This window comes from Mycobacterium sp. IDUB_36 (genome assembly GCF_055419225.1).
The window spans coordinates 950,085-964,709 of the sequence record NZ_JBVAXH010000002.1; the positions used below are offsets into that span (position 1 = coordinate 950,085).

General features: G+C 65.6%; 13 protein-coding genes. 2 read left to right on the top strand and 11 right to left on the bottom strand.

The window, feature by feature from the left end:
- The first annotated feature begins 44 nt into the window (after nt 1-44).
- Nucleotides 45-893 carry an enoyl-CoA hydratase-related protein gene (locus tag ACZYW1_RS22645; protein WP_463788686.1) on the top strand — a complete coding sequence of 283 codons (849 nt, stop codon included), beginning with the start codon at nt 45-47 and terminating at the stop codon, nt 891-893.
- On the opposite strand, the gene ACZYW1_RS22650 is transcribed toward ACZYW1_RS22645, so the two are convergent.
- Genes ACZYW1_RS22650 through ACZYW1_RS22690 form a run of 9 tightly spaced genes read right to left on the bottom strand, consistent with a single transcriptional unit; the run spans nt 890 to nt 9,903 of the window.
- Nucleotides 890-2,587, bottom strand: coding sequence for an FAD-binding protein (locus tag ACZYW1_RS22650; protein WP_463788687.1), 1,698 nt, complete (start codon nt 2,585-2,587; stop codon nt 890-892). The genes ACZYW1_RS22645 and ACZYW1_RS22650 overlap by 4 nt on opposite strands.
- Nucleotides 2,584-3,966, bottom strand: coding sequence for an aromatic ring-hydroxylating oxygenase subunit alpha (locus ACZYW1_RS22655; RefSeq protein ID WP_463788688.1), 1,383 nt, complete (start codon nt 3,964-3,966; stop codon nt 2,584-2,586). The genes ACZYW1_RS22650 and ACZYW1_RS22655 overlap by 4 nt, the downstream gene beginning before the upstream one ends.
- Before the next feature lie 19 nt (nt 3,967-3,985).
- On the bottom strand, nt 3,986-5,518 hold the full coding sequence (locus ACZYW1_RS22660; protein WP_463788689.1) for an acyl-CoA synthetase: 1,533 nt from the start codon (nt 5,516-5,518) through the stop codon (nt 3,986-3,988).
- A gap of 8 nt (nt 5,519-5,526) precedes the next feature.
- Nucleotides 5,527-6,399 carry an enoyl-CoA hydratase-related protein gene (locus tag ACZYW1_RS22665; RefSeq protein WP_463788690.1) on the bottom strand — a complete coding sequence of 291 codons (873 nt, stop codon included), beginning with the start codon at nt 6,397-6,399 and terminating at the stop codon, nt 5,527-5,529.
- 52 nt (nt 6,400-6,451) lie between these two features.
- A complete protein-coding gene (locus ACZYW1_RS22670; RefSeq protein WP_463788691.1) occupies nt 6,452-6,688 on the bottom strand; it encodes a lipoyl domain-containing protein in 237 nt (78 codons plus the stop codon).
- Complete coding sequence (locus tag ACZYW1_RS22675; protein ID WP_463788692.1) at nt 6,681-7,679, bottom strand: alpha-ketoacid dehydrogenase subunit beta; 999 nt, start codon at nt 7,677-7,679, stop codon at nt 6,681-6,683. The genes ACZYW1_RS22670 and ACZYW1_RS22675 overlap by 8 nt, the downstream gene beginning before the upstream one ends.
- A 4-nt stretch (nt 7,680-7,683) precedes the next feature.
- Nucleotides 7,684-8,622, bottom strand: a complete 939-nt coding sequence (locus tag ACZYW1_RS22680) for a thiamine pyrophosphate-dependent dehydrogenase E1 component subunit alpha (protein WP_463788847.1) — start codon at nt 8,620-8,622, stop codon at nt 7,684-7,686.
- A gap of 50 nt (nt 8,623-8,672) precedes the next feature.
- Nucleotides 8,673-8,993: a hypothetical protein gene (locus tag ACZYW1_RS22685; RefSeq protein WP_463788693.1), complete on the bottom strand. Its 321-nt coding sequence runs from the start codon at nt 8,991-8,993 to the stop codon at nt 8,673-8,675.
- Nucleotides 8,994-9,039: 46 nt separating this feature from the next.
- Nucleotides 9,040-9,903, bottom strand: coding sequence for a mycofactocin-coupled SDR family oxidoreductase (locus ACZYW1_RS22690; protein WP_463788694.1), 864 nt, complete (start codon nt 9,901-9,903; stop codon nt 9,040-9,042).
- A gap of 310 nt (nt 9,904-10,213) precedes the next feature.
- Here ACZYW1_RS22690 and htpG point away from each other — a divergent pair, with 310 nt between their 5' ends.
- On the top strand, nt 10,214-12,139 hold the full coding sequence (gene htpG / locus ACZYW1_RS22695) for a molecular chaperone HtpG (protein WP_463788695.1): 1,926 nt from the start codon (nt 10,214-10,216) through the stop codon (nt 12,137-12,139).
- On the opposite strand, the gene ACZYW1_RS22700 is transcribed toward htpG, so the two are convergent.
- Both ACZYW1_RS22700 and ACZYW1_RS22705 read right to left on the bottom strand, forming a co-directional pair.
- Entirely contained in the window at nt 12,136-13,311 is a 1,176-nt protein-coding gene (locus ACZYW1_RS22700; protein WP_463788848.1) for an acyl-CoA dehydrogenase family protein, read from the bottom strand. The genes htpG and ACZYW1_RS22700 overlap by 4 nt on opposite strands.
- Nucleotides 13,312-13,400: 89 nt before the next feature.
- Entirely contained in the window at nt 13,401-14,543 is a 1,143-nt protein-coding gene (locus ACZYW1_RS22705) for an acyl-CoA dehydrogenase family protein (RefSeq protein ID WP_463788696.1), read from the bottom strand.
- Nucleotides 14,544-14,625: the final 82 nt, after the last annotated feature.

Genomic DNA, 14,625 nt, shown 5'->3' on the forward strand with positions numbered 1-14,625 from the left:
TCCGCCGATCGCCGGAACCGGTTACCGAGACAGATCCAGCCACCATGGAACGGCGCACCCTGGAAGCGGTTATCTACGAACGCGAACCGCCGATCGCACGGATCATCTTGAACCGGGCCGACAAGGCCAACACCAAGGACGCGACGTTGGTCCAGGAAGTCGACGCCTGCCTGCACGAAGCAGACCGTGACCGCGAGATCAAAGTGGTGATCCTCAAGGCCAACGGCAACGGTTTCTGCGGTGGGCACGTGGCCCGCTGGGGTCCCGACGAAAACCCGTATCCCGATTTCGGTGACTCGTTCGAAGATCTTTACAAAGGCACCGCCGACCTGTTCCTCTGGCCGACGTTGTATCTGTGGGAGTTTCCGAAGCCGACGATCTCGCAGATCCACGGCTACTGCATGGGCGGCGGGATCTATCTCGGCCTGCTGACCGATTTCTGCGTGGCATCCGAGGACGCGTACTTCCAGATGCCGCTCGCCCAGAGTCTCGGAGAACCCGGCGGGCACACCATGATCGAGCCGTGGCTGCTGATGAACTGGCACCGCACTATGGACTGGCTGCTGCTGGCGCCCACGCTCTCGGCGGCCGAGGCGCTGGAGTGGGGCCTGCTCAACAAGGTGGTGCCGCGCGACCAGCTCGAAGACACCGTCGAGGAGATGGCGCGCAAGATCGCACAGGTGCCGCTGACCACGTCGATGGCGGTCAAGAACAGCGTCAAACGCGCCTACGAGTTGATGGGCATGCGGGTGCATCTACAGGTCAGCCACATCCTGACCAACATGGTCGGCGCGGCCTCCGACGTCCAGGAACGCCGGTCGCAGCTGATGCAATCCGGTTTGAAGCCAAGGGAATTCATCGGTCGTGACGAGGGCGAGCCCGCGAAAGACTAGCGGCTGCGCTCGCCGGGCAGCGCACGCCCGGCCGCATGGCGGGCGGCCACGTAGCCGAACACCATCGAGCTGGCGATGCTCGCGCCGGCGCCCGGATAGGTCCGGCCCATCACGGTCGCGGTGTTGTTTCCGGTGGCGTACAGGCCTTCGATCACCTGATCCTGCTCGTCGAGCACTTGGGCGTACTCGTTGGTGATCACGCCGCCGCACGTTCCGACGTCGGCCGGTAGCACCCTGGTCGCGTAGAACGGCGCCCGGTCCAGCGGGCCGACGGCGGCGTTGGGCCGATACCCCGGATCACCCAGGCAGTCGTTGTAGGCAGACTGGCCGCGGCCGAAGTCGGGGTCGAGCCCTTTGGCGGCAAAACCGTTGAAGCGCTGCACTGTTCGCGCCAACTCGTCGGCGGGCAGCTCGGTCTGGCGGGCCAGGTCCTCGATGCTGTCGGCACGCTTGACCGCGCCGGACTCGATGAGCTCGGCCGGCAGCTGCGTGTTGCGCTTGAGCGGGTTCGCGCTGGTGACGTAGCGACGCACATACCCGTCGTCGAAGACCATCCAGCAGGGCACCGCCTTGTTGGCGTACATCGCCTTGCCGACCTCGACGTAGGAATTCGACTCATTGCAGAACCGCCGGCCGGAGGAGTCGACGTAGATGGCACCCGGGCGCTGACGCCCCGAACCGAGCGACGCCGCGACAACCCGGTCGGGCAGGAATACCGAAGGCAACCACCAGGCTTCGTCGAGCAGGTCGACCTTGGCGCCGATTTCCATCGCGTTCTGCAGGACTTCGCCGGTGTCACCGGCATTGGCGATCGACCACTTGGCGTCGTTAGGCTGGTCGCCGCTGTACTTCTGGCGCATCTCGGCGTTGTGCCCGAATCCGCCCGCGGCCAACAGGACTCCGCGTCGGGCTTCGACGTTGACCGGTTTTCCGTCGCGGACGATGCGCACACCCACCACCCGACCGTCCTGCACGATGAGGTCGTCGACGGCGGCGTTGGTCCACAGCGGCGGCCGGCCGTCGCTGACATCCATCAGCGCCTTCAGCATCTGACCGATCAGCGACGCGCCGTTGGTCAGGATCTGCCGTCGGCGCGCCCGGCCCGCGGCCGTGCGCAGGAAGACCTTGGTCGCCACCGCGAAAGCCTTGGGCGCACGGTTGAAATACTGCACCGACCGGAGCTCGTTGGTCAGCACGGTGTAGCCGTAGTTCTTGGCGAGCGACGGCTGCACCTTGTCGTGCCAGGCGCCCAGTTCGGCCGCGTCGAACGGGATACCCTCCACGGCACGGCCGGCCGCATTGCCGCCCTTGTGATTCGGGTAGTAGTCACTCCACCCGGCACACCGGACCAGCTTGACGCCGCGGCGGACCAGGAAGTTGATCATCTCGTAGCCCGCGGTAAGAAACATCTCGCGTCGTTCGTGCGACGACGCCGGCCCGATCTCCCCCACCACGTCAGCAAGGTAGGCGAGGCCGTCCTCGTGCGAATCGGCGATGCCGTCGGCCCGCATCAGCGGATTGTTGGGCAGCCACACGATTCCGCCGGACAGCCCCGTCGAACCGCCCACCAAGGCTTGCTTTTCCACGATCAACGGCTCGAGGCCACTGTCGAGCGCGGCCAGGCCGGCGACCATGCCGCCGCCGCCGCTACCGGCGATCACCAGGTCGACCGACCGGTCCCAGTGCGTGGTCATTGCGCCTCCGAGGTGAATCCGAGATCGGCAATCGGAACATCGATGGTGGTGTTCGTCTTCTGGATCGCCGGCACCAGCGCGTCATACGGCAGACCGGCCAGGAAGCCGTCTATGACACGCTCGAAGTTCGAGATCAGTCCCTCGATCTGACCCGAGAGCCGCATGTAGTCAAACCCCTTGGAGTGCAACCCCTTCTGCTGCCTCGGCAGATTGGAGAAATCTTGAGCCGGGATCGGCGGCCAGCGCGGGTCGTCGGGCGCCAGTGGCTCCGGCGGTGTCGGCCGCCCGGTGGACTGGTCGTCGGGCATCCGGGTCAAAGACCAGATCTCGAACAGGGTCTCCTCCGGTCCCAGCGGCCGGATCCGGTACGACGAGGCGCTGCTGTATGTCGGCAGGATGAAATGGTGCGGGAAGGCGAATCCGATCGCGTCGGTGATGCCCTGGCGGATCAGGTCATTCAGGTCGGGCATCGCGCTGCCGCGGGCCCGATGCCAGTTGACCACCGCATCGTTGAGCGCGCTGCGCCAACCGGCCAGCGCCTGGGCCGGGTCGGAGGGCAGCTGAAGAGTCTGCAGGCCCTCGGCGATCCGGATGTCGTTTTCGTGGGTCATGCCTCCCATGCCGTCACCCAGTGTGCGCATGAAATACAGGCTGCTGGCCACCACCGGATGCACTGCCTCCGAGGCACTTCCGGTCGACGCCGACGGCAGCAGCTGCGGGTGGGTCTGCGGAACGTGGTAGCCCTCCATGAAGGCGGCAGTCGCGAGTTTCCAGTTCACCGGCAGCCGGCAGGACTGCCACCACTCGACGCGCAGCGATTCGACCTTCCAGGCGTCGTAGATCGAGGCGAACGGCTCCATCCAGTCGCGCAGCGGCGGGGCATTGTCGTCGAGGTTGATCCAGACGCAACCACCCCACAGCTCGCTCTTGACCTGGACCAGTTCCAGGTCACCGGGCCCGATGTTGTCCTCGGCGAACGCCTCCGGCCGCAGCACGAACGTGTTGCGGCCGTCGATATCCCAGCACCAGCCGTGGAACGGGCAGACGAATGTGCGTCGCCGGGCCCCCGGAAGAGAACCGTTGCCCTCCACCAGCTTCACCCCGCGGTGGCGGCAGGCGTTGTGGTAGGCGCGGACCGTGTCGGCGTCGACCCGCACCACGATGACCGACTGGTCCAGGATCTCGTACTCGACGAAGTCGCCGGCCTTCGGAATCTCCTCGAGCCGACATGCCATCTGCCAGACCCGCGGCCAGAACAGCTCCGCCTCGGCCGCGTAGAAGTCGGGATCGTAGTAACGCTGCTTGGGAATCCGGCTCGGGTCTTCGACGGCCAGGGGCACCGGTAGCGGTGTCCAGTTCACATCTGCTCGCGCGTTCATCAGATTGTCCTTGTCAGATTCATACGATCCGGGATGCCCGGCCCTGCCAGTAACGCTCCCGGATACGCCGTTTGTAGAGCTTGCCGTTCGGGTCGCGGGGCAGGACGTCGAATTCGATTGTGCGCGGGCATTTGTAGCCCGCGAGGTGGGTTCGGCAATACTCGATGAGCTCGGTTTCCAGCTCGGGACCGGCGGCGACGCCGGCCGCCGGCTCGACGACCGCCTTCACCTCTTCGCCGAACTCGTCGTTGGGCACGCCGAAGACCGCGGCGTCGACCAGCTTGGGATGCATGGTCAGCAGGTTCTCCGCCTCTTGCGGATAGATGTTCACCCCACCGGAGACGATCATGAATGTCGAACGGTCGGTCAGGTACAAGTAGCCGTCGTCGTCGACGTAGCCCATGTCCCCCAGCGAACGCCAGCCGCGATCGTTGGACACCGACGCGGTCTTGGCCGGGTCCTTAAAGTATTCGAACCTCGGCCCGCCTTCGAAGAAGAGCTCACCGGTCTGCCCGACCGGGACCTCCTGCCCGTCGTCACCGACGACATGGACGGGTGACATCGGTATTCCCACCGAGCCCGGATGAGCCAGCCACTCCCGCGGCCCGATCGTGGTACCCGCGAATCCTTCGGTGCCGCCGTAGTATTCGTGGATGATCGGGCCGAACCAGTCCATCATCTGCTGCTTGACGTCGACGGGGCACGGCGCCGCCGCATGGATGACGCACCGCAGGCTCGACACGTCGTAGCGTCGCCGCACCGCCTCGGGCAATTTCAGCATCCGCACGAACATCGTCGGCACGAACTGGGCGTGGGTGACTCGATGCGTCTCGATCAGGCGCAGCACGTCCTCGGCGTCGAACTTGCGCATGATGATCGCCGCGGCGCCAACGCGATTGACCGCCATCGTGTAGTTGATGCCAGCGGCGTGATACATCGGCGCCGGCGACAGATAGACGCTCGACGCGGTCATCTCGTACTTGTGGATCAGCGCCAGTTCCAGCACCGACTGCGCCCATGAGCCGTTGCCGTCGGTCGGCAGCGGCCGTCGCACGGCTTTGGGCCGACCCGTGGTGCCCGACGAGTACAGCATCTCCGAGCCGTCCGTCACCGGTGGTGCCTCACCGGCCGCGGCCATCACCTCGTCGTAGGACTGCCAGCCGGGCAACGTCCCACCGACCGCGACGTTCACCTCGACACCGTCGTTGGCGCTTTGCAGATGCGCCGCGAGCTCGGGCATCGAGGCCTCGACGAACACCGCTTTGGCATCGGAGTCGTCTATCACGTATGCGACTTCGTCGGGGGTGAAGTGAGTGTTGACCGCCGTGTAGTAGAGCCCGGAAAGCTGGCAACCCCAGGTGATTTCGAAGAACTCCGGCCGATTCGACAGCACCAGAGCGACGCCGTCTCCGGGTCGCAGCCCCGCACTGTGTAGCGCCGCGGCGACGCGCTGGCCGGCGGCGTGCAGCTGGCCATAGGAGACCACCTCGCCGTCGGACATGACCAGCGCCGGCGACGGGCCGGCGCTGACCGCGTGTTCGGCGATGTTCACAGGTGGGCTCAGGCGGTGGGTGCGCCGTCGGTCGATGCCGCCGCGGCAGCTTGGCGACGGGCGTGCTCGGACGGCAGCACCTTGTCCTTGAACACCGTCTGGATCAGCTGCTGGACGTCCTTGCTGATCGAGGCGAGCGCGACGAGGTCATTCGAGCTCTGCCAGTGCACCCGCATGCCCATCAACTCCCAGGCCCGCTTCAAGTTGGCCTTGGTGAGCATCAGCGTCGTCAAGGGTGCCTGCGCGATGTGGCGGGCGATCGCATCCACCCGGTCGTCCAGTTCCTCGCGCTTGACCACCTCGTTGACCAGGCCGACCTCCAAGGCCTTCTTGGCGTCGATCACCTCGGCGGTGAACAAGTAGTAGGCGGCACGGCGCCAGTTCATGAACACCCATGGCTCGATGGAACATTCACCCGAAGGCATGCCGAACCCCTGCAGCGGCGGGTAGGAGAAGTAGGCGTCCTCGGAGGCGATGACGATGTCGGTGGTCAGACCCATGTGCGTGCCGCCACCCACGCAGTAGCCGTGCACCTGGGCGATGGTGGGCTTGGAGAACTCCCACAGGTTCAGGGTCGGCTTGACGAACAGGTCCGACTGCGCCTTCCACGGGTGGCCGGTCACCATGGCGTTCTCCACGAACGCCGGGTAGTCGACGGCGTTGTTGCCGATCGCGTGCCCGGAGCAGAAACCTTTGCCATTGGCCTTGAGCACCAGCACTTTGATGTCGTAGTCGCGATCGGCGTCGAGTAGCGCGGCGTCGACTTCCTCGGCCAGCTTCTGGTCTTGCGCGTTGGCCTTCTCCGGCCAGTTGAGGGTGATCTTGGCGATCGGGCCATCCTTCTGGTAGATGATCCGTTCCCGAGTCTCGTTCAGGTCCATGTGTTTTGCCCTTCTGTTCTGACGTGATGTAGCCCTGTGCGGTGATGAAGCCTTATGCGGTGATGACGCCGATTTCTGCGCCGATGTCGTAGGTTGTGCCGATCTCGCCGGTCCATTGCACGGTGCCCGAAGCCCCGGCTTCGATTTCCTGTTCCACCTTCTCGGTGGCGATCACAAAGATCGGTGTGCCCTCGTCGACGTGCTGGCCGCCCGGGACAAGCAGATCGGTCAGCTCGGCTTCGGAGACGGCGACCGATACCCGGGGAATGCGAATGATGAAGTCAGCCATGGGCTCCCGCCCGCTCCAGAGTGCGCAGCGCAGCATCGACGATGCGCTGGGGCGACGGATAGACCTGCGACTCGAGGGCGGCCGCAGCGGGATTGGGCACGAACCTGGCGGCCACCCGCTCGACGGGTGCGGCGAGCTCACCGAACAGTTCGGCTTGCAGGATTGCCGCGATCTCCGCTCCCGGGCCGGCGAATTGCACGGCGTCGTGCACGATGACCGCCCGGCGGGTGCGTCGGACGGATTCGACAAGGGTGTCGACGTCGAGCGGGACCAGGGTTCGCAGGTCGACGACCTCGGCGCTGACGTCTTGGCCGCTCAGGGTTTCCGCCGCGGCCAGCGCATCGTGGACGGCGCGGCCGTAACTGATCAGCGTGACGTCGCTGCCGGGCCGCTTGATGTCGGCCTGTCCCAGTGGAATCCGGAAACCGGGATCGAGCGGCACGGGTCCCTTCTTGCCCTGCAATCGAACTGTTTCGATGAACAGGCACGGGTCCTCGTCGAAAATCGCCGACGCCAGCAGGCCCTTGCCGTCACGCGGGGTGGACGGCACGATCACCTTCATGCCCGGGATGTGCATGAACCATGCCTCCAAGCCCTGGGAATGCGTTGCGCCGGTGGCCAATCCCGCATAAACCTGCGTGCGGACGGTGATCGGCGCGGTCGTCCGTCCGGCGGTCATGAATCGCAGCTTGGCCGCGTTGTTGATCAACTGGTCGGCGGCGATCCCGATGAAGTCCATGATCATGATCTCGGCGACCGGCAGCATGCCGTCGATGGCCGCGCCGATGGCGGCGCCGACGATCGCCGCCTCCGAGATCGGGGTGTCCAGCACCCGGTCGTGGCCGTACTTCGTCGACAACCCCGCCGTGGGCCCGGACGCGCCGGGGTCGGCGATGTCCTCACCGAGCAGGAACACCCGCTCATCGGCTTGCAGGGCCTGATCCAACGCGAGGTTGAGCGCCTCGCGCATCGTCATCTCTTTGTCGTCCATGCCTTTACACCGGATACCTGATCGGAGTTGCGTACACGTCGTGATCGAGTTCGTCGATCGTGGGCGACTCGGCGCTCATCACGGTCTGCAGTGCGGCCTCGACCGTCGCCAGCGCCTCGTCGTCGATGCCGTCCAATTCGGCCTCGGTGCAGATGCCGGCCTCGGCGAGGTGCGACCGGAACTTCGGCACCGGGTCGGCGTCCATCGCCGCGGCCAGCTGCTCCTTGGGAATGTAGGGCATCCGGTCGCCGAAGTAGTGACCGCGAAAGCGGAAAGTCACGCACTCGATGAAGGTGGGCCCGCCGCCACCGCGCGCCCGCTGAAGTGCCTCGTCGAGAACGGCTTTCACCGCCAGCGGGTCGTTACCGTCGACGCGCACACCTGGCATGCCGTAGCCGGCTGCCCGGTCGGCGACGTGCTCGATCTTCATGGTGTCGCCGGTGGGTGTCATCTCGGCGTAGAGATTGTTCTGGCACACGAAGACCAGCGGAAGATCCCACAGCGCAGCCATATTGGCCGCCTCGTGGAATGACCCGGTGTTCGTCGCTCCGTCGCCGAAGCTGACCACTGTGACCCGGTCGATCCCCTTGCGCTGGGCCGACATCGCGAGGCCGACCGCCACCGGCGGCCCGGCACCGACGATCCCGGTCGACAGCATCACGCCGTTCTCGGGCTTGGCGATGTGCATGGTGCCGCCCTTGCCGCGGCTGGCGCCCACGACCCGTCCCATCATCTCGCCGTAGATCTCTTCGAGCGGTACGCCTTTGCCGATCAGGTCGTGCAGGCCGCGGTACGTGGTGACCAACTGGTCGTCCGGCCGCAGCGAGGCGCCCATTGCCGCCGCGATGGCCTCCTGCCCGCGCGACGGCCAGTACACGCACATGAACTCACCGGTGCCGATGCCCTTGGAGAGCCGATCGTCGGCAGCCTTCATCAGCACCATCAGCGCATAGAGCCGCCGCTCGCCGTCGGCAGAGACTTCCGTCGCCGCCGTCACTGTGAGTAGGAACCAATCTCCCGGTACACCCTGGGAATTGGCGGCGTATCCAGGTTGAGCAACTCCAGCGACGACATCTTGCCGCTGGCACCGAGCTCACCCAGCTTCTGCACCACGCCGTCGAGGTCGTCGCAGTCGAGTTCGTAGATGGCGATGAACGGGCCGGTGCCGTCGCTCGGGGCGAACCGGCGCGCCGAGACGATTCCGTCGACCGAACAGATCTCGGCCAGATGGGTATTGTTGTACCACTCGTGGTACTCGGCTTCGCGGTCCGCCGTCACCGGCATGGTTTCCAGGTAGATGATGCCTTTAGGCACTAGGCCACTCCTTTTCCGATTCCCGTGCAGTGTGATTCGCCAATCCTCATGAGCCCGACCACGGCTTCACCTTCAGGAATCCGCCACCGTCGACACGAAGCTGCTGGCCGGTGATGTAACGGGCGGCATCGGAGGCCAGGAACAGCACGGCCTCGCTGATGTCTTCGGGTTCGACATAGGGAATCGGCATGGCCTGAACCAGGGGGAAAATCGGTTCGGCATCCTCGCGGGTCGGATTGGGCAAGTCCGGCCGGAAGGCCCGGTACATCGGGGCACTGTGCAGCATGTCGGTGTTGACGTTCGTCGGGTGCACCGCATTCATCCGAATCGAGAATGGCGCCAACGCGCGGGCGAAGTCGTTGACATAGTGCGCGGCAGCGATTTTCGCGAAGGCGTAACCGGCCCCGCCGGGGCCACCGTCGATGCCGGTGGTGTTCATCGAGGACATGAAGGCCGCGTTGGACCCGATCACGATGATCGATGCGCCGGACTCCAGGTACTTGAGGCTGGCATGCACCAGGTTGAGCACACCGCCGAGGTCGACATCGACGGCGTCGGCGAAGGCCTGCGCCGGGAGGCCCGCCGTCAGCGGGCAGATCCCGGCGTTGGCGATGACGATGTCGAGACGACCCAGCTCGGCGACACCCCGGTCGATTGCGGCTGCGAGCGCGGCGCGGTCCCGGACGTCAGCGATCTCGGTGACGATCCGCTGACCTTCTTTTTCGACGAGCCGAGCGGTTTCGTCGAGGTCCTCGGGCCGGGCGAGCGGGTACTCGTTGGTCTCGATGTCCTCGCACAGGTCCAGCGCGATGATGTCGGCGCCTTCGGCGGCGAGCATCCGCGCATGCGAGCGTCCCTGTCCCCGCGCGGCACCGCTGACGACCGCAACCTTGCCTGTCACTCTGCCCATAGCCCGTCCCCTTTCATGCGCTCGACAACGCGACCTGTATTGGCGCTCAAGACATTCGGCACGGAGGTGGGGTCGGCACGGGTCGTCGTGGGCGCGGCAGGGGCGCTGACCCGACCCACGACTGGGACCGGATGAGCGTTCAACTCCATCGCTTCTCTTCCACGACTGCGTCATTGCAGGACAGGCCGACCAAAAATCTATCGTATCTATTCTACTAAAGATAGGAAAGAAGCCGAAAAGGTGCACGGAAACCCGCGGCGGCGCAGTCCTGTAGCCTGCCCTCGAATACCGTCTGGTAGAGGGGAATCTCATGACTTCCGGCGTCGAGCAGTTGGAGTTCCAGGCCGAGGCGCGCCAACTCCTGGATTTGATGGTGCACTCGGTCTACTCCGACAAGGACTCGTTCCTGCGGGAATTGATCTCCAACGCGTCTGACGCGCTGGACAAGCTGCGCATCGAGGCCTTCCGCAACAAGGACCTGGACGTCGACACGTCGGATCTGCACATCGAGATCGACGTCGACACCGACGCCCGCACGCTGACGATTCGCGACAACGGCATCGGCATGACCCGCGCCGAAGTGGTCGACCTGATCGGCACGCTGGCCAAGTCGGGCACGGCCGAACTACGCCAGCAGTTGAAGGACGCGAAGAACGCCGCGGTGTCCGAGGAGCTGATCGGCCAGTTCGGCATCGGCTTCTATTCCACGTTCATGGTGGCCGACAAGGTGGAGCTGCTCACCCACAAGGCCGGCGACAACGAGGCCATCACGTGGGAGTCGAGCGGCGACGGCACCTACACGATCGGGGCGGTCGAGGACGCCCCGCAGGGCACGTCGGTCACCCTCCACCTCAAGCCGGTCGACGCCGAGGACGCGCTGCACGACTACACCTCGGAATGGAAACTCCGGACGCTGGTCAAGAAGTACTCCGACTTCATCGCCTGGCCGATCCGTATGGAGGTCGAGAAGCGATCCGGGGAGGGCACCGACGACGAGACCGTCACCACCGAGGTGGAGACCCTCAACTCGGGCAAGGCGTTATGGGCCCGGCCGAAGGACGAAGTCTCCGACGAGGAGTACAAGGAGTTCTACAAGCACGTCGCGCACGCCTGGGACGAGCCCCTCGAAGTGATCTCGATGAAGGCCGAAGGCACCTTCGAATACCAAGCGCTGCTGTTCATTCCGTCGCGGGCACCGCTGGACCTGTACGAACCGGACGCCGGCACGGGCGTCCAGTTGTACGTCAAACGGGTGTTCATCATGGGCGACTTCGACCAGCTCATCCCCCGATACCTGCGCTTCGTCAAGGGTGTCGTCGACGCTCAGGATCTGTCGCTCAACGTGTCCCGCGAGATCCTGCAACAAGACCGTCAGATCAACGCGATCCGGCGGCGGCTGACCAAGAAGATCCTGTCGACCATCAAGGAATTGCAAACCGAGCGACCGGACGATTACCGCACCTTCTGGAGCGAGTTCGGCAAGGTCCTCAAAGAAGGCTTGATGCGGGACTTCGACAACCAGGAGGCGCTACTCGAGATCTCCTCGTTCGCGTCCACCCACAACGAGGACCAACTCACCACGCTGGCCGAATACGTCGAGCGGATGAAAGAGGGCCAGCGGCAGATCTTCTACGCCACCGGCGAATCGGCACAGCAGATCCTCAACACTCCGCACCTCGAGGCGTTCAAGGCCAAGGGTTACGAGGTGCTACTGCTCTCCGACACCGTCGACGAGATCTGGCTCGGTTCCGTCACCGAGTTCGACGGCAAGCCGCTGCAGTCGATCGCGATGGGCGACGTCGACCTCGACACCGAGGAAGAGAAATCCGAGCACGAAGCCGAACGCAAAGAGCAGGAGGAGAACTTCGCCGACCTGCTCACCTGGCTGTCCGAGACGCTGAGTGATCACATCAAGGAGGTGCGGCTGTCCACGCGCCTGACCGATTCGCCGGCCTGCCTGATCACCGACGCGTTCGGCATCACTCCGTCGCTGGCCCGGATCTACCGCGCCACCGGCCAGGACGTGCCGGTCGGCAAGCGAACCCTGGAGATCAACCCGACCCACCCGCTGATCACCGGTCTGCAGCAGGCCCACAAGGACCGCGGCGACGACCCGACGAACGGCGAGACTGCTGAATTGCTGTACGGTGCGGCACTTCTCGCGGAGGGCAACGCACCCGAGGATCCGGCACGATTTGCCGACCTGCTGGCGAACCGGCTGGCGCGGACGGTCTAGCCGCCGGACTTGCCGTGCTTGACCTGGTTGAACGGCACGCCACGGTCGGCGGCGTATTCGCGCGGGAAGTTCAGCACCCGCTCGCCGATCACGTTGCGGGCCAGCTCGCTGGTGCCGCCGCCGATGCAGACGCTCTGACGGGACAGGTAGCGCAGACCGGTCTCCAGCCCCTCTCCGTCGATGCCGACGACACCGGCGGTTCCGGTGATGGCCAGTCCCGCGTCCATCTCCAAAGTGATTGTCTCGGCGTGGAACAGCCGCAGCAGTGTTCCGGCGGCCGGCGGCAGTGACCCGTCGTTCACACTGCGGAAGACGTGTCCGCCCAGTTGGTCGCTGACCGCGCGGTGCACCAGTGCACGCCCGGCGATTTGGCGCACCCGCTCGTTGTCGGACTGGCCGGTGACCGCGGCCAATCGCACGTAGTTCACCGGTGTCGAGCGGCCGCCCTCGCTGCCGCTGCCGCTGGCGAATTCCGAACCCATCCCGACCGCGCGGCGCTCGTGATAGAGCTGACGGGAGGCCACCGTCCACCCGTCGTCGACCTTGCCGACCACGGCGTCGTCGCCCACATCGACGTTGTCGAGGAACTCCTCGCAGAACTCCGTCGAGCCGTTGAGCTGAGTGATGCGCCGCATCGTGATTCCGGGATGCTTGATCGGCACCAGGAACATGGTCAGGCCGTTGTGCTTGGGCACGTTCCAGTCGGTGCGGGCCAGACAGAGGCCGTAGTCGGCGCCGAATGCACTGGTGCTCCACGTCTTTGCGCCGTTGAGCACCCACCGGTCACCCTGGCGGTCGGCGCGGGTCAGCACACCGGCGAGGTCCGACCCCCCGCTGGGCTCGGACAACAGCTGGACGAGTACCTCGTCGCCCCGTAGCGCCGCTCCGATGCGCTCCCGCTTGATCTCCTCGCTTGCGGTGTCCAGCAGGGTCGCGCAGCAGATGGTGAACGTCGGGGTGTTGAGGATCAGCGGCATCTCGTAGCTGAGGCTCTCGTCGTTGAACGCCTTCTGATACTCGTAGTCCAGGCCCAAGCCGCCGTATTCGCGCGGGAAGCAGATTCCGGCGAATCCGCCGTCGTAGAGCCGCTTTTGGAGCTCGCGGGCGCGCAACCAGCCGCTTTCCTCGTCGCGGTGCGCAGCGGGCGGGTGTGCCGGGTCGATCGGCGGCATGTTCTCGGCCAGCCAGGTCCGCGCCCGGGCCCGGAACTCGTCGATGGGTTCGGCCGCCACGGTCGCGGCGGTGCCGGTGTGCGATGTCGTCACGCGGACCTCGGCGCCTGCTGTCCCGCCTCCTGCAACGCATACACCCGAAGGTTGTGCTCCTCCGGTGTGCCGAACATGGAGCGGTACAACGCCGCTCGCCGAAGGTACAGGTGCAGATCGTGTTCCCAGGTGACGCCGATTCCGCCGTGCATCTGCACGCACGCCTGGATGATCTCGGTGGCCATCTCACCCACGTACGACGTGGCGACGCTGGCCAACAGTGACGCATCGGGAGCCCGCGTCGAGATGGCCGCGACCGCGGTGCCGGTTGTCGCGCGGCACGCCTCCAACCACATCTTCATGTCCGCGAAGCGGTGCTTGAGCGCCTGGTACGACGCGAGCGGGCGGCCGAAGCTGTGCCGGTCCAGGGCCCAGGTCACGGTGAAGTCGAAGACCGTCTGCAGAATGCCGACCACCTCGGCGCACTGCAGCACCTGGGCGATCTGGCTCTGCCGGTCGATCAGATCGGCCGGCCCGTCCACCGCCGCACCGCGCTCGACCTCGACACCGTCGAATTGCACGCGGGCGTACTGCTTGACCATGTCGATCGATTGCTGTGGTTCGACATGCACGCCGGATGCGTCGGTGGGCACCAGGAATTGGCGTGGGCCCTCGTCGGTGCGGGCGACCACGAGCAGCAGATCGCTCTGCGCGCCGGCCTCGACGCGGTCCTTGACGCCGTCGATGCGGTAACCCGACTCGGTCGCGGTCGCTGTCACCGTGGGCTCATCCGGCGCCCATCCCCGGCCAGGCTCGTACACCGCCCAGGAGGCGACGGCTTCGCCGCCGATCAGCGCCTCGATGGTGTCCGCATGGGCTTGCGGCTCGACGGAATCCACCAGCGCCGCAAGCACAGTGCTGACCGGAAACAGCGGGCCCGGCGCCACCGTCTTGCCGAGTTGTTCGGCGACCATCGCCAGGTCGGCGAAGCCGTCGCCCGAGACACTGCCGCCACCGAGCTCCTCGGGAACCAGCAACGCCGTCCACCCCAGTTCGGCGGCACGCCGCCACCAGGCCGACTCGAAGGACACCCCGTCGGAGTGCAATCCCCGCACCCGCGTCAACGGGACCTCTTTTTGCAGAAATGCTTGGGTGGTGTTGGCGAAGAGTATCTTTTCGGGGGAATCGACGGCAGTCATGATGTTGGCGAAGACCTTCCTGGCCGTGCGTCCCAGTCGCTGGTCGCGGTGACCCGATGGTAGCAATGACCAATACCGTAAG

What these genes read in the sequence shown, in the direction of transcription:
- ACZYW1_RS22655 (WP_463788688.1), bottom strand. Translation starts at nt 3,966, where the DNA reads ATGAACGCGCGAGCAGATGTGAACTGGACACCGCTACCGGTGCCCCTG.
- ACZYW1_RS22665 (WP_463788690.1), bottom strand. Translation starts at nt 6,399, where the DNA reads ATGGACCTGAACGAGACTCGGGAACGGATCATCTACCAGAAGGATGGC.
- ACZYW1_RS22700 (WP_463788848.1), bottom strand. Translation starts at nt 13,311, where the DNA reads ATGCCGCCGATCGACCCGGCACACCCGCCCGCTGCGCACCGCGACGAG.
- ACZYW1_RS22675 (WP_463788692.1), bottom strand. Translation starts at nt 7,679, where the DNA reads ATGGACGACAAAGAGATGACGATGCGCGAGGCGCTCAACCTCGCGTTG.
- htpG (WP_463788695.1), top strand. Translation starts at nt 10,214, where the DNA reads ATGACTTCCGGCGTCGAGCAGTTGGAGTTCCAGGCCGAGGCGCGCCAA.
- ACZYW1_RS22690 (WP_463788694.1), bottom strand. Translation starts at nt 9,903, where the DNA reads ATGGGCAGAGTGACAGGCAAGGTTGCGGTCGTCAGCGGTGCCGCGCGG.
- ACZYW1_RS22645 (WP_463788686.1), top strand. Translation starts at nt 45, where the DNA reads ATGGAACGGCGCACCCTGGAAGCGGTTATCTACGAACGCGAACCGCCG.
- ACZYW1_RS22680 (WP_463788847.1), bottom strand. Translation starts at nt 8,622, where the DNA reads ATGGTGCTGATGAAGGCTGCCGACGATCGGCTCTCCAAGGGCATCGGC.
- ACZYW1_RS22670 (WP_463788691.1), bottom strand. Translation starts at nt 6,688, where the DNA reads ATGGCTGACTTCATCATTCGCATTCCCCGGGTATCGGTCGCCGTCTCC.
- ACZYW1_RS22650 (WP_463788687.1), bottom strand. Translation starts at nt 2,587, where the DNA reads ATGACCACGCACTGGGACCGGTCGGTCGACCTGGTGATCGCCGGTAGC.
- ACZYW1_RS22705 (WP_463788696.1), bottom strand. Translation starts at nt 14,543, where the DNA reads ATGACTGCCGTCGATTCCCCCGAAAAGATACTCTTCGCCAACACCACC.